We start from the raw sequence: 14283 nt of genomic DNA on the forward strand, positions 1-14283 counted from the left end.
CAGGCTCCTGTACTGCGACAGCCTTATTTGCGTACTTTCTCTCAACATTTTTACCCCTGCCTTTCCGCTTGCCTTCTTGTATAATTATACCATATTTATACAAAAAAGCCCATCTGCTAAGAGCAGGTAGACTTTTTCAGTGGCCTTGATATTACGGGCTTTTCCGATTTGTCCCTATTATACTGTAAGGGCATAGCTGCGCGAACCTGCTGATCGGTCAGCGTGTTCCGCTCATCAAGGTGCAGCAGTGGCTCGGCCACAGTACAATCGCTACAACAGCGGACTTGTATGCATCTGGATTTTGCTGCAAAGATGAACAGCGGCGGAGACTATCAAAAAAAATTGAAGCTGTAAAAGTGCATACGTATATTATTCTTTTAATGTTACATTTTCTCGTTGCCAAATGGTAATCTGTCTTCTTTTAAGCAAAAATACAATAAAAATATTATGTCGTAGCGTTTGTTCATAGCGGCACAGGATTTTTTATGAGGCGATTTTGGAATAAAGAGTAGGGATTCTGACTATAAATATATCAATTTTAATGGAGGGAAACCTTATGGAATATGGTAAGCTGATATACGATAATGAGTGTAATCGGCTGGATGTGTTGTTTGATAATGGCGGTACGTTTGGAGGCTTCCATTGCGGAGACCGCCTTGATATACTGCAGGACAATGAATGGGTTCCAACAAGAGTTGAATATGATGAGGACTGGTATTTATTCGGATTATACCAAAGCGGCAAAATACCCGTCGGGCTCGATGTGCGTGTTTGTTGTAGATTATAGATCGTTAAGCATAACCTCCTGCTCAATCGTAATGTTATAGTGTAAAAGTGCTTTTATGGCATCTGCAAATAAGGCCCCATACGGTAAGGCAAGAAAGCTTTCCAATTCTTTCATGTATCGGCTGTTTCGCTTAAGACCAAGTGCAGCATATCGCTTAACTTCCATTGCGCCCATCTTCCAAGGGATAAGCTCCGGAGCCAGGCTTTTAAGCTGTGCGAACATTTTAAAGCCGCCCATATCGATGTCGGCCCAAAATAGGTACTCAGTATGTGGCGGGCACGAAGATACGATCTGCAATAATAATTTCTTCTTTTGAGGGCTAAGAAAGCCGCCATGGAACACGACCAGCTCGTCATTTCGGCGGGCTTTTTCTATATATTCGTCGTAATTGGTCTTGTTTTCAATGAACATAATTCTATGCACATTGTCCATATGCAGCTCCCGGATGCCAAGGGCCGCCGTGCTTGTCACAGCACAGCCATACCTTGAAAGCGGGGTGCAGTCGCAGATACCGTCTTCGGTTTCCATGCTGAGCGGCCCGGCAAATTCGTATATCTCCGGGCGAGCATATATCCCCAGACAGGCGAGCTGTTCCCGGTCGCTCAACTCCTGATCTATTAGCAGTTCGGCCAGGGGAGGGCAATATTCGCGGGCAATAGCAAGAAAATCATCCCGAATGTTCTTTTCAAAATACTTGGAATCATGGTAACAGGCAATACTGAACGCCCGCATGGTCATTCCGCTGTCGTCAAGCAGGTCTATACGTTCGAAAGCGTCAAGAACGTTTGTAACATGCGCGCAGCCTTTCTTATAAAGACCGGATAAACGATTGGCAGAACTGAGCCTTTTCGCCTGCGTGGCCAGGTATCTTTTGATCCAGGGCGTGTTCACACGCTCAGCCGACGCTTTCAGCAAGCTGCAATACTCATTGATCTGGTTCTGCAGCGGTTGGCGTTCTGCCAGGATATAAGCTGTTTGAAGCCTTTCGAGGTTCAGCCAGAGCTCTTTGACCACCAACTGCTTCCGCCCCGGTAGCCACTCGGCAAAAACAACCTCTTTCCCCATTAAATCACGAATTGCGGCGTTGAATGCATCTCTTATATGTACATTTTGATAATCATATTCCGGCAGACCGTTCCCCGTGGTTTTAATGAGCACACGACGGTTGGAACGGCCGGGTTCGCTGAAATGTGCGCTCTGTTCATATTTATCCAGCAGTAGGTTCAGAATCAGCTTTGCCTCATTCATCCAGCATGGCCTCCAAATCCTTTGACCAGGGTAATATCTGCATTCTATACCCGTCTTTTAAAACCAGCAGAGTACGATCCGCCTCGGGCATGATGTCGGGAAGCTTGTCCGGCGGGGTACAGATGACAACCTGCAGCTTCATTTTCCGAAGCAGCCGAATGCTCTCCACGATACGTTCGCTGTCCATCTTATTAAAGGCCTCGTCGAAGATGATCAGCCGCATGGTGTTGCCGAAGCTACTGGCATCATTGACGCGATAAATCTGCGCGAACGAGGCAAGAATAGCTATATAGAAAGGCGTCTGAGTTTCCCCGCCGGACTTTGTGTTTAAGGTTTTGCTGAGCAGTTGGACATTACCGTTTTGATCCGTCGTCTCCAGATCAAAATGCAGATAAGTCCGGTAGTCGGTATATCGCTGAATATTGGCTTGCAGCTCGCTTTGCTTCCGCTCATTGAGCTGTGAATCGTCGGAAGAAACGATTCTGCTGAAAAGGGTTTCAATCAATGCTCCGTATCTGTTTATGAAGGAAAACGAAAATAACCCGCCGCTTTCCTCCATGAGGTCGGGATCCATAATCATATCGTAATATTCCGCATAATCCGGATGTCGGGTTATGATGAATCTGTAGCTGTCCGTCCCGAACTGTGCTTTTTGGAGAGCACGGTTTAAATCCCTCACTTGCGCCTGCACTGTATCAATATTGGTTTTCAGCTTGGCCAAAAAGTCGTTCTGAAACTGTTCAAAAGCACTTTCTCTGGCTTTTTGTATTTTTTCTTTATATTTTGGAAGCTCGCTTTCGGAAAGTCTCTGCAATTCTGCTGCGAATTCATCGTTGCCCATTGCATCCGGGACAAAACGGCAGGGCGGATATGAATTTACATAGTCTCTTCTTGCATAGACAAGCTTTTTTCTGCTTTCGTCGTATTCTTTTTTACTTTGTTCCTGCCGGCTGTGCCCAAAATTATTAAAGATGGAATTAGCCGTTTTCAGCCTTTGCAATTCTTCCTGATAGCGGGGTTCTCCGATTTTTTCAGTATATTCCGGACTGAACAAGTCCCCCAGCTCATCCTCTTTCTTCTGTAGGGCTTGATAGTGATCCGAAAGATCCTTATATTCCAGTTCGTGCAGTCGATTTTTGCACAATTCCCGCTGATTTGAGCACTGTTCCTTTTCTCCAAGCTTGGATTTCAGATCTTTTCTGACACTTTCAATAACGTCACTGATTTTGGCAAGCCAAGTCAGATCCAAAGCGTCGTACGCTTTACTAAGGTCCGTCAGTTGGACAGAAAGCGCTTCAGTGCGGCTGAACTTTTCAATAGAATCTCTGATAATTGTCTGAACGTATCTTTCAGTGATCAGCGGTTCTTTTTCTTTATGTTTGCTCAATAAATCACGCGTTGATTGAATCATCTTGATTGTTTCGGACAGGGTTTGCTGCGCAAGCTCAAGGCGCTCAAGGCGCTTCTTGATCGCAAGTTTTCCGATATAGGCATCATTCATCAAGACTCGTGAGAGAGGACGAGCCACATACCCCTGATACAGCATACCTTCCGGAGTAACAGCCGTTCTATATTTGCGTAACTCCGAAACTTCCATGCAGCGGACAACCCGTCCCAGCAGATAATCAATATAGGAGCGCGCAAGAGGATTTTTCGTTTCCACAACCGCGGCAAGGCTGTTTGGATTCTGCCTGAGTTTTTCATTTTCACGGAGCTTTCCGATATCCACAAGACCATAGCCGTGCAGATCCTCCCTACGCTTAGCGTCGTTGAGAACATGAAGGGCCGCCTGATAATGAGCCGGCTCAACCAATAGATAGAACTTCTGCGTATTGAGGTATCCCTCGATAGCGCCCTGCCATGTTTCGTCTAAAATCTCAAGCAAATCGGCAAGGATATGAATACGTGCCCCCTGACCGAACCTTTTGCACAATTCTTCTTCTATCGTCTGCCGCAGACGTAAAAGCCTTTTGTCATAGTCTTTGAAGCCCTTGTGCAGCTTTGCAATGGCGGCGGAATTGGAATCGTATTCCTGCTTTTTTTCGGAAAGCAGCTTATCGGCATTATAGTAGCTCTCATCAAGCTGATTTTTAAAAGCTCTCATTGCCTGCTGTAGAGCTTCAAACACGGATAGTTCTATACGGCCGAAATCCTCGGGAGAAAATTGCTCGACTTTTTTAAGCTGTACTTGCAGCCTCTCTGAGCACGCGGTCAAATGGGACATATCAAAAGCATGATCGACTGTGTTTTCGCCGCTGGAAAGCTTGCTGCAAAAACCAAGCCACTGGAACGCCTCCAACCTTAAGTCCTGCGCGGCGTTTTTCAACTCGCCCGAAAGTCTTCTGTGTTCGGATTCCAAAAGGACTTTTTGCTGCTCAAGGCGTTCACGTTCCCTGAAAACATCGCTGTTCGCCCTATCGCTGATGAGTTGTTCCAGACGTTTGTTCAGATCGTTTATTTCACCTTCGAGAGCTTCATAGCGCGCTTTCAGTTCGACCGATAGCTTCGTTTTGTCCCGCCGCTCATTTTCAAGTTTTTGAACGACGCTTTCTTCTATTTGTTTTCCCGCTCGGATAAAAAGATATTGATGTATTCGCACCTGATTTAGCGCGCGTTCGCTTCTTAAATATAGTTCCTTAATATTTTGAAGGGCAGACTGCTTTTCCTCCTGCCGCTGAGCGAGCCGCTCCTGATGTTTGTAATCCTGAATATTCTGCTGCATTGCGGTGATATCCGGCCTGTCGGGAAGATCGCAAACATTTTCAGTGATAAAGCGCTGGATGTCGACGATCGGCCGGAAGGAAACCGCCTTTTTCAGCATGCCGAATATTTGATCCGTATGGATGTTCCATTTCGCTGCGATAGCGCTTTTGTATTTTTTGTTGCTGTCATACATTTCGCCGCGGGATTTATAGTTGGTCTTTATGTATGTGCGGAGTTCTGAAATGTCCATCGGCTTTCGGTTTTCAATAAAGCAATTGTCCGGTATAGGCCCGTCGTAAGAAAAGAACTGGTGACGCTCGCCGCCGTCGTTATAGCAGTCAAAAACAACCCCGATGGTAAACGGTTTCCCGGAAAAATCATCGCTGAACTCGCAGGCAATATAAGATTCAAAGGAACGCCCTTTTCTGGAATATGGGTTATTGTTATCCATATTCGCACGCAGATATCCGCGAAGCGTGCGTTCCGAGCTCTCGTTAGCCGCCTTATTGAAGTTTCTTCCACTCAGTTCGCCAAGCAGTACGATCTGAAGCGCGTCGATGAAGGTTGTTTTACCTGAGGCGGTCTTTCCGGTTAGAAAGTTTATGGTATCGAAGCTGACCAGTTCTTTTTCATAATACAGCCAGTTAATGAGCAGCGTTTTCGTCAGCTTCTTCATCGCTTTCATCCTCCTTACGAAGATTGGAAACCAGTGCGTTCAGCTTCTCCGCGGATACAACCGTTAAAATGGTCGGCAGGATGGTGAATCTGCAATCCGCGTCAGAGTATTTTCCTTCCAGTCCTTTGATTATATTATGATTTTCAAGCACCTTCATGGCGCGTCTGAACTCATCCATGTTTGGTTTCTGCCGAAACACGCCAAAATCCGTAATGAGCTTTTCCAGGACCTCCCTTACCTCGCAGAGCACATCCTGAAACAGACCGACCCGTTCGCTGTTTTCATCATAGATGAGGCGCAGAGCCAGAAGAATTGCGGTTGGCTTGCTTCCAAGTGTCAGCCTGTTGGCGTCGAGATTGTTTATGACATAGAAGTAGCCGTTGTAGATATCCTGATGCAGTTCCCAGCCCAGGAGGGAGAGGTAGCCCTTGACGGTTTCGGAGCGGAGCGCAAGAAAATTGTATTCCGGATTATTTATGGTGCTTCCGTCAGACTGATAAATCGTTCTAAGCAGGAAAGTCTGTCCGAGAAGGTGATTGCAGACAGACGTAAACATCTCTTTTTCTTTCTCTGTAAAGTCACTCAAGTCCGATAAATCCAATTACCGCACCTTCTTTGCTACTATATTTTTGGAACTGGGGCACGGCAGCCAGCCGTGCTTTTTTCCATCTCTTGCCTAAGCTACAATGAGGGGAGTAATTGGTCTGACGACGCCTCCTTTGGACTAAACAACGTCCGTATAAGAAACCGTCAGCCATCCCCTCATTGCAGCGTTCGTTTTAAGCAGGTTGAACCACCGGGATTTCGGGGCGTTCGTGTCACCAAGCAAATGGAATCGGCAATGAGATAACGATGGGCACCGATTACACATCATGATGGGAGGAATGCTGATGAACGCTGTAGGAATCGATGTCTCCAAAGGGAAAAGCATGGTAGCAGCCATGCGGCCCTTCGGAGAGGTGGTGCTCAAACCCTTTGAAGTCCGTCACACCGCCAGTGAACTCAGGAAGCTGGCAGACCGCCTGAAAAGCCTGGACGGTGAGACACGGGTAATCATGGAGTACACAGGCAGGTATTATCAGCCCATTGCCCGCTATCTCCATGAAGCCGGCATATTTGTCAGCGCAGTCCATGCCAAATTGATACACGACTACGGTAACAACTCTATTCGCAAGATCAAGACTGATAAGGCGGATGCCGTAAAGATTGCCAACTACGGCCTGGCGAACTGGGCTTTTCTAAAACAGTACTCCCTGGAAGACGATACTCGCCTGCTATTGAAAACCTGTAACCGGCAGTATGGCCAGTATATGAAGCTGAGGGTTGCTTTGAAGAACAATCTCATTGCCCTGCTTGATCAGACCTTCCCCGGTATCAATACTCTGTTCTCCAGCCCAGCCCGGCCGGATGGCCATGAAAAGTGGGTGGACTTTGCAGCCAAGTTCTGGCATTGTGCGTGCGTCAGTAAGCTGACGAAAGCCCAAAAATGCAGCGGTTGGCTGCACTGCTGCCGGAGTATCCCGTGGTGTTGGCCATGTGCGGCGTCGGAAATATCCTTGGTCCCCAACTCATGGCAGAGATCGGTGATGTGCGCCGTTTCCCGCGCAAACAGTCTCTCATTGCTTTTGCTGGGGTCGATGCTCCGTCTTTTCAGTCCGGCGCTTTCGAATCCAAAGACCGTACTATCTCTAAACGCGGTTCACCTTTTCTCCGTAAAACGCTCTTCTTGGTCATGAGCTGTCTGCTGCAAACCGCTCCCACCAATGACCCTGTGTTTCAATTTCTGGATAAGAAGCGAGCCCAGGGTAAGCATTACTATGTCTATATGGTCGCCGGCTGTAACAAGTTTCTGCGTATTTACTACGCACGCGTGAAAGAATTCCTTAACTTTGCCGCGTAAACCACTTTATCCGAAACCTTTTTCCGGCTAGCGTATTTCTCTTTTTTGCGGTAGCCTGCTTTATCACACCCTTTTTTACCTGCTCAAATTTTTTCGTTGTTTAACCCTTGACTTTTATTTGCAGGTTTCTTATGAATCTTACAGACGGCAGCTCGTATTTGTTTGAAGCGACGATATCGCCAACCGGTTCAACGCGGTAAAAGCTGTCTCTGTCACTGGATGCAATTACAGCCAGCGCGGAAAGAATATAGGCCATGTCATTTTCAACATGCATATCCTTTGTATAGGCTATATCAGCGTTTTCCAGCAGCTTTTCCATATACGTACGAACGTTTTTCTTACTATAGGGACTGTTTATTGTAGCTCCAAACTCATCCAGAGCCTTGCGACTGAGATCAACGGATTCCTCGCTTATCAGTACAGGATCGCGCTTTTCCCTCTTTCCAGGCCGGCGCTGTGAATAAAGGCTTCCTTCTCCCATCCAGGATTGTTCAAAAATCTGAAAAACAGGCTGAATTCTATCCGTAAGCTCGGCGGCTTTCGAGGTGTCGGAAAGCGCGTTAAGCAGGTAAACCAAATTGCCCCGAACCGTCTGATCATTATTGGAAAGGCTCTCAATTTTCTGTGTTGTCGCACGGGTATATCTGCGCACTTTTAAGTCTATTTCATTAAGATATTCACTTTCAAAATTCTCGTAGCTTTCCTTAACAAAAAACAGTTTGGAAACAATGTCCGCACGGCATTTTTCAAGAGAATCAAATCGTTTTTCCTGTAAAGCCCTATTTGCCATAGCGTTCAGGAGAGCATTATCTTCCAGCCAGGAATCCAAAACCTGCTGGATAGGTACCTTATACTTCGGAACAGAGTCCTTAATTTTAAGCGGACGGATATATGCTTCGACAATATGCTGTAAAAAATCATCGAAATGCATGGCAAGCACCTGATTGACGTCGCGCATGTCAATCTGCTGCTGAAAATAGCGGTTAATATTATGATATACGGTTTTGAGCATCTTGATAAGCGCAAGAGTCTTGTCATACGCTCCGTAGAGCGCCATCATTTTTTCGTAAGCCCCCCCACCCGGATCCTCATTGGCCATGCGGAGGGTGGAATATGTCTCATAGACAAAGGAAAAGCCGCTTGATTTATTTTCCGAGGTCAGCTCAGAAAACAGTTCGAGGATTTTGATGCTATAATCAGGCAGAATTACATATTCTTCAAAGTCGTCGCCGCGCTCAAGCTCGATCCATCCCCGTTCCTTCAGCTTGCGGATCAGAAAGCGTGCCCTTCCAGAGAGGTCCTGCGCCTCTTCTTCGGAAATCCCGTCTTCGCTGAATTCGGATCGTGCAAGCTCATCCTCCAGCCGGCTCCGAATCATGGTAAAAAAGGTGTTCTTCTGTATTTTTAGGTTTTCCCGAAATGCATCGTACAGTACGGCCAGAGCGTTGGAATATATGAGCCGATTCGGAGAAGCGAGTATGGAAAATAGCTCGCTCGGGACTACATCAAACAGGCGCATAGATTCACCCCCCGGTTACGGTCATATAGCTAAATTTAAAAGTATTATTTTGTTATAAAAAGTAAATTATTGCTATTATGAAATTATTTTAGCACAGCATAAGTTACTTGTCATTATTGATGGCCTTTGACACTGAATTTCGATCGATTTAAGTGACCTGCGATCCACCTGGGACGTGGTAAAATGAAAGTTGTATAATTTCTGAGTAGAGTATTTATCTTAGATTAATGTTATAATTTGAACGAAAAACAGAATATATTTAAAACTAAGTAGTCAAAGTTAAAATATTAAAGGAGCATCCAATATGGATATCGCCAAAATTACAAATGGAGGGCAGATTACAATCCCAATTAATATTCGCAAGAAGCTCGGCCTAAAAGATGGAGATAAAGTGATCTTTATTGAGGATGGGGGAAAACATTATATTTGCCAATGTAGCCAAAGCAGCTTTTTCGAATATGCAAAAGGCGTTTGATGGAGAAGCGAAAAAGCTGGGCCTGAAAACCGAACAGGATGTTCGCGCGGAAGCTGCGGGAGGCCGGCATTAAGACGGCCTTCTACATGAAGCAGTGGTCCAACACGGTCATTCTGCGGGTGCTACGCAACGAAAAATATTGCGGCGACCTCGTCTAGAAAAAGACCTTCACCCCCAACTATTTGAACCACGAGAAGAAATACAACCGCGGCGAGGAAGAGTTTGTTATCCTGCGCGACCATCACGAACCCATTATCAGCCGGGAGCTGTTCGAGAAAGCCCAGGCCTAGCTTGCCCGGCGCTCCCTTAGTGACGACCAGAAAGCTAAACACTCCAACCGCTACTGCTTCTCAGGTAAAATCAAGTGCGGCGTCTGTGGCTGCTCCTTTGTGTCCCGCAGCAAAAAGCGCAAGGATGGAAGCGTCTATAAGGCGTGGCGGTGTTATGAAGGGGCGAAAAACGGTGCCCCCCACGTTGATAAGGCTGGGGATCAGGTCGGCTGCTCCTGTATGTCCATCAACGACGAGGATGCCAAACTGATGCTGCAGGAAGTGATAAAAAGTCTCAAGCTGGATCAGCGGAAGATCATCGACAACCTGACCGGCATCATCCAAAAAGTGATTGGCACAGATGGCCCGAACAACAAAAGCGAGAGCATACAGGCCAGAATCGCCCAGGTTTCCGACAAAAAACAGCGGTTGCTGGAACTGTATTTAAGCAAGGATATCTCCAAAAAGAATTTCCAGGAGATGAACGCAAAGTACGAGGCCGAGGTCGATAGGCGGCAGTCGCTGCTTCGAGAAAACAAGGATGCTTTACTCGCAGAAATTTCATCAGTCTTGGAGGGAATCGTAGAAAAAGGAGAATGGGACGATATCTTTTACCGCCACGTCCTGGATAAAGTGGTGGTTTACAACGACAACAAACTGGATATCCGGCTCAATCTTTTCCCCGCAAAATGGCGGTTTGCGGCCGTCTCCGGCGAGCATCGTCATTTTGATGCCTCATTACCTACTCCTAACATAGATCCCTTCATCAAAATAATCAAAAACGTGAGACCAGTTTTTTTCATGATACCAAGCCAAGGCACAGCTCTCCCATTTTACATATCAGCATACCGAGAGTTTTTTTACCATCCATCAGGATGAATCCCTTGCCATATATCTTGAGCTATCGGGTAAAGCCTATTATTTTCATTTATCCCCCAACGCCTTCCACTCAGACCCGTCCGCGAATGGTCCTCTGCCTTCGCGGGAAAAGCGTTATTCTCATCAATGTTTTCCACAAACGGAGCCTGCCAATGTTCAGTATACTGATCTCCGGGATTAATAGCCGTCACGCCATTCGCTGAGAGTGCGGCATTACATCTTTTGCAAATGGGCTGACTTGCAGCTATGTCACTTCCGGCTCCATGATCCATAAGAGCCATCATTTCAGCGTGATACCCGGTACCAGGGCTTTGGTCCCATCTTAATGTAACATTATCATATTCTTCTATTAATTCACTCATCCCTGCCAAGGAGCTTTGCGCATAAATATTGTAGTCATTACCATCTTTTGCAACAGCTACCGTACTGCGTGAATTATCTCCAGCAAGTGTTTCTGCAAAGGTTTGCATATCAGCCCGTCTTAATCTTCTCATCTGCATTACTTGCAGTTTTACATATTCGTCTTCGCAAACTCCCACTCTCTGCATTGCGCTTTCCTGTTTCATTTGCAGCTCTTCTTCATCTTCTTCGGAATCCATTCGTTGCACAGGTTGCCCGATTGTCCGTTGTTGAAGTTGAGACTTTAAGAGTTGTATTACTGCCTTATTGCCAATCGTGCGCTGCAGCTGTAAAATTCCTTGCGGAGACATTAATAAATCACGGTTTACGGCTCTTGGCAAAGAGCTTGCTCCCGCTTTTTTAGCTTTATTAATCTTATCTAATGAAGCTTGCTGTACTTTATCCGGATTTGTCTTTGAGGAATGAGTAAACATGATTGTCCTCCTACCAGATATATGACAACTTTACAATATTCACATTTGTATTCGACAATCAAGCTGCAGCTCCTTCTTTAGGTTAGTAAAATATGTAACGGACCGGTATGCCTCCCATATTTGAAGAGGAGAAAGAAAAGAACTCTATAATAAACATTTTAGGAATATGAACCACAGATAAGCGCCAGTATTAACCATCCCTCAAAATAAAGGATTTTTATTAATCACGTGTAATTAATAAGTAAAATATATTAAATAAACAGGAAGGATGTGATATCGGTATGTTTTGGTGGATTGCCGCTGTTGCAGTATGGTTAATATCAGCAGCTTGAATTTTTTATATCATGGCGGACGTGTTCCGCGGTAAATCCTCTGTTTTGAGTGCTAAATTATGGCCTGGATATATGTTTCATGGTGTTACTGCTATTTTAGTCATTGTTTTTATCTTTAAGGCGTTAAATGTAAATTAAGAATATACTTATTAATTACAGGAGGCGTTAAATTTGTTGAAAATAGCTGGTTACATACTCCTACTATTTGGCCTTATTTGAATTATCACGATAATGGGAGGGGTTTTCTCCCACACATATACCAGCATCAATCAATTATGGGGTGCGTTTGCTTTCCATTTTATTGCTATGATTTTGGGCTTATTGTGCATTGCTAGAAGTATCAACACCCAGAAATAGGTTTCATAATCTACAACTCTTTCAATAGTTAAAGGTTCAATTGGTTCCTCTATGCTTATATCGCCGGTTATAAACCGTTTTCCCGCCATCCCCTGCCTCCCTTATATGCCAATGGTTCGGAGCGTCATTGTTCTCCCAACAACGATGCATAGGCCTCAAAGAACCATTGCTTTACGATGATAGATCAAGCCATTCAGTGCGAAAACTCACCCTAACCGTATGAAATTCTGTAGTTCCTATATAACCTTGCCTCAATTTTCAATACCTCAAGCCTCCTTGCCCGGTCTGCCGGCGCTCCAGGTACGGTAAACCCGGGCAGATTTTTTGCCCAGGCACTCTCGCCTCTTTAGAAAAGTTTTATTCTTACCTAATTGCCATCCCGGCGCCTCCCCGTTTTATCTCCTTCTCTTTTGGGCATCATATCTATAAAAAGGAGATCTCAATGAGCGATCTACTTCATCATCATTGGGCGCTGGTTCTCGTCGTCGCTTGGTTTGTGGCCTTACACCTCATATTGTGGCATGAAACCCGCAAATTATAGTGGCTGGATCATCTTCCCAAAATACTGCATAGCCCGCTCAGCAGCGTCTTTCAATTTCATACCACGAAGGTATTTCACCATAAGGAATGGCGGTGTTTCGTGGTTTTCTTCATATCATCAGCTCACTTTTTGACCGGCAAGCGCATTCTTCATTTCCTTGACCGCGAGTTCTTCATTAACCTTGCTGACATAGCTGACAGGCATATCTCTTTTTCTCGCTTCATTAATGACCCGGTAATATAGCTTGTGTCCTATGTGCCTTGCAAAAATGAACACGTGGCCCACACCGTCCAGCAGTCTGGGATCAAAGTTTTCCGATGTTAGAAATATAAAGTGGGGATACCGCTCCTTCATCTTACGCTGCCAGCGCTCGAACCCGCCGGCCACCGCCGCTTTTATACCGTCCATGACGGCTTCTTCCTGCAGGTCAGGCACATCCGGCGCATCATCATTATTCAGCGAAAACATCAAACTGCGCAGCGCTATAAGCTCCTTCTCTTTTTGTTTTTCCACCAGCAGCTGATTTTCCAGTTCTCTAATCTTCTTTCCCATTTCCGCCATCTTTCTGGAGTACATGTTGTCCAGATTATCTCTCAGTTCGGCAACCTGCCTTTTAAACTGTTCAGCCTGAGCCTTGTAGTATTCTCTTTCTCCGATAACAGCTTCAACAGCTTTTTCATAAAACTCCGCGTCTATATATGTCCCGTCTTTGCTGCTGCGAAAGTAATGTTCTTTAGCAGCCTTATAAGCTTTCAGGAGCCCTCTGAACAGAAGTCCCGAAACCAGGTACCTTGCGGCTTCAGATATACTCTTGCGATTAAAGGCGGATAAATACGCTCCGAGAATTTCTTCTATGTCAGCGGCCGATATTGCGATGCCATCGAATATACGGCTGCTGTTCATTTCTTCAACGTCACATAATCTCTCGAAGAAAAAAACGTGCTTGGCCAGCTCATCATCCGCAAGCCGGAATACTGAATCCAGGGAACTTATCTCTCCAAACTTTTTACGTATTTGCAGCCTTAATTCACGGACATTTTTCTGCAAAGCCATTTCCATATTCTGATGGCAGAACACACCCGGGTTGCTTTGCTCCCTCACCATCAGCCGCCCGTGCAGCACACGGCAGACAAACTCAAACAGGGGATCCGCTTCCACCTCTTTTCCCCACAGGTTTGCCATACAAAGCAATACAACCGTCTCGGCGTTCACGCTGCTGGAGTTTCCCAGGCATTTAGTACTGTCAGCGAAAAATGACTCAAAAGAAATAACCTCACTACTGGCAAAATACTCAAAGACGTGAGGCCAGCCCTTTTTCATTATACTGACAAACTGCTCCCACACTTCGCTGTCGCCGCACTTTTTCAGGTACATCAGAATGCCGAGAGTTTTTTTAGCATATTCCTCCTGCTGAGTGGTCCCTTCGCTGACCACAGGATGCCGGTAATACTTTGAAGCACTGGCCAGCTTGAAATACTCTGTCCGCTTATCCTGATAAAGCACGTCGATATCGTGATAAATCTCCCTCTTCAGCCCAAAAGCCTCAAGCAAAAAAGGAACGAGGTCTACAACTGCCTTGCCGATGACATTCAACCCCCTGTTTTTCAAAAAATCTGTGACGCCAATGAACTCATCTAGCTTCTTTCTACTAAACTGCGGGGCTTCGGCGGGGGATTTTACCCCCGCCGAAGTCTTAACGGAGTTTTTGAAATCCGATAGAACTGCAGGCAGAGAGGTCGGCAGTTCCTAATTTCCCTGTCCTCT

Annotated in this window: 12 protein-coding genes and 1 pseudogene; 5 read left to right on the forward strand and 8 right to left on the reverse strand. The window is 45.7% G+C overall.

Annotated elements, in window-relative coordinates:
• Positions 1-556: 556 nt before the first annotated feature.
• Entirely contained in the window at positions 557-787 is a 231-nt protein-coding gene (locus L9W92_RS14155; RefSeq protein ID WP_240084399.1) for a DUF5348 domain-containing protein, read from the forward strand.
• On the opposite strand, the gene L9W92_RS14160 is transcribed toward L9W92_RS14155, so the two are convergent.
• Genes L9W92_RS14160 through L9W92_RS14170 form a run of 3 tightly spaced genes read right to left on the reverse strand, consistent with a single transcriptional unit; the run spans position 782 to position 6015 of the window.
• Positions 782-2035, reverse strand: coding sequence for a Wadjet anti-phage system protein JetD domain-containing protein (locus tag L9W92_RS14160; protein ID WP_240084400.1), 1254 nt, complete (start codon positions 2033-2035; stop codon positions 782-784). The two genes, L9W92_RS14155 and L9W92_RS14160, sit on opposite strands and share 6 nt — an antisense overlap.
• Complete coding sequence (locus L9W92_RS14165) at positions 2028-5414, reverse strand: ATP-binding protein (RefSeq protein ID WP_240084401.1); 3387 nt, start codon at positions 5412-5414, stop codon at positions 2028-2030. The genes L9W92_RS14160 and L9W92_RS14165 overlap by 8 nt, the downstream gene beginning before the upstream one ends.
• Positions 5383-6015, reverse strand: coding sequence for a DUF4194 domain-containing protein (locus L9W92_RS14170; protein ID WP_240084402.1), 633 nt, complete (start codon positions 6013-6015; stop codon positions 5383-5385). Before L9W92_RS14170 ends, L9W92_RS14165 begins: the two co-directional genes overlap by 32 nt.
• Before the next feature lie 289 nt (positions 6016-6304).
• Between L9W92_RS14170 and L9W92_RS14175 the strand changes: the two are divergent.
• Positions 6305-7314: pseudogene (locus tag L9W92_RS14175) on the forward strand (IS110 family RNA-guided transposase).
• A 100-nt stretch (positions 7315-7414) separates the two neighbouring features.
• Here L9W92_RS14175 and L9W92_RS14180 read toward each other — a convergent pair.
• The gene (locus L9W92_RS14180; protein ID WP_240084403.1) at positions 7415-8833 is read right to left on the reverse strand and encodes a Wadjet anti-phage system protein JetA family protein; all 1419 of its coding nucleotides are present in this window, start codon (positions 8831-8833) and stop codon (positions 7415-7417) included.
• A gap of 304 nt (positions 8834-9137) precedes the next feature.
• On the opposite strand from L9W92_RS14180, the gene L9W92_RS14185 reads away from it, so the two are divergent.
• Both L9W92_RS14185 and L9W92_RS19530 read left to right on the forward strand, forming a co-directional pair.
• Positions 9138-9308, forward strand: a complete 171-nt coding sequence (locus L9W92_RS14185) for an AbrB/MazE/SpoVT family DNA-binding domain-containing protein (protein WP_240084404.1) — start codon at positions 9138-9140, stop codon at positions 9306-9308.
• Positions 9309-9346: 38 nt separating this feature from the next.
• A complete protein-coding gene (locus L9W92_RS19530; RefSeq protein WP_446676306.1) occupies positions 9347-9466 on the forward strand; it encodes a recombinase family protein in 120 nt (39 codons plus the stop codon).
• On the opposite strand, the gene L9W92_RS19535 is transcribed toward L9W92_RS19530, so the two are convergent.
• Positions 9431-9640, reverse strand: a complete 210-nt coding sequence (locus L9W92_RS19535) for a hypothetical protein (protein ID WP_446676307.1) — start codon at positions 9638-9640, stop codon at positions 9431-9433. The two genes, L9W92_RS19530 and L9W92_RS19535, sit on opposite strands and share 36 nt — an antisense overlap.
• A 27-nt stretch (positions 9641-9667) precedes the next feature.
• Here L9W92_RS19535 and L9W92_RS14195 point away from each other — a divergent pair, with 27 nt between their 5' ends.
• The gene (locus tag L9W92_RS14195; protein WP_286725474.1) at positions 9668-10456 is read left to right on the forward strand and encodes a recombinase zinc ribbon domain-containing protein; all 789 of its coding nucleotides are present in this window, start codon (positions 9668-9670) and stop codon (positions 10454-10456) included.
• On the opposite strand, the gene L9W92_RS14200 is transcribed toward L9W92_RS14195, so the two are convergent.
• From L9W92_RS14200 to L9W92_RS14210, 3 genes are all read right to left on the reverse strand, one after another.
• A complete protein-coding gene (locus L9W92_RS14200) occupies positions 10438-11289 on the reverse strand; it encodes a hypothetical protein (RefSeq protein ID WP_240084406.1) in 852 nt (283 codons plus the stop codon). The genes L9W92_RS14195 and L9W92_RS14200 overlap by 19 nt on opposite strands.
• A gap of 601 nt (positions 11290-11890) precedes the next feature.
• The gene (locus L9W92_RS14205; RefSeq protein WP_240084407.1) at positions 11891-12067 is read right to left on the reverse strand and encodes a hypothetical protein; all 177 of its coding nucleotides are present in this window, start codon (positions 12065-12067) and stop codon (positions 11891-11893) included.
• 569 nt (positions 12068-12636) lie between these two features.
• Positions 12637-14127 carry a hypothetical protein gene (locus L9W92_RS14210; protein WP_240084408.1) on the reverse strand — a complete coding sequence of 497 codons (1491 nt, stop codon included), beginning with the start codon at positions 14125-14127 and terminating at the stop codon, positions 12637-12639.
• Positions 14128-14283 lie beyond the last annotated feature (156 nt).

The organism is Pelotomaculum terephthalicicum JT (assembly GCF_022410535.1).
Lineage (GTDB): Bacteria > Bacillota > Desulfotomaculia > Desulfotomaculales > Pelotomaculaceae > Pelotomaculum_D > Pelotomaculum_D terephthalicicum.

What these genes read in the sequence shown, in the direction of transcription:
- L9W92_RS14155 (WP_240084399.1), top strand. Translation starts at nt 557, where the DNA reads ATGGAATATGGTAAGCTGATATACGATAATGAGTGTAATCGGCTGGAT.
- L9W92_RS14160 (WP_240084400.1), bottom strand. Translation starts at nt 2,035, where the DNA reads ATGAATGAGGCAAAGCTGATTCTGAACCTACTGCTGGATAAATATGAA.
- L9W92_RS14165 (WP_240084401.1), bottom strand. Translation starts at nt 5,414, where the DNA reads ATGAAGAAGCTGACGAAAACGCTGCTCATTAACTGGCTGTATTATGAA.
- L9W92_RS14180 (WP_240084403.1), bottom strand. Translation starts at nt 8,833, where the DNA reads ATGCGCCTGTTTGATGTAGTCCCGAGCGAGCTATTTTCCATACTCGCT.
- L9W92_RS14185 (WP_240084404.1), top strand. Translation starts at nt 9,138, where the DNA reads ATGGATATCGCCAAAATTACAAATGGAGGGCAGATTACAATCCCAATT.
- L9W92_RS19530 (WP_446676306.1), top strand. Translation starts at nt 9,347, where the DNA reads ATGTTCGCGCGGAAGCTGCGGGAGGCCGGCATTAAGACGGCCTTCTAC.
- L9W92_RS14200 (WP_240084406.1), bottom strand. Translation starts at nt 11,289, where the DNA reads ATGTTTACTCATTCCTCAAAGACAAATCCGGATAAAGTACAGCAAGCT.
- L9W92_RS14205 (WP_240084407.1), bottom strand. Translation starts at nt 12,067, where the DNA reads ATGGCGGGAAAACGGTTTATAACCGGCGATATAAGCATAGAGGAACCA.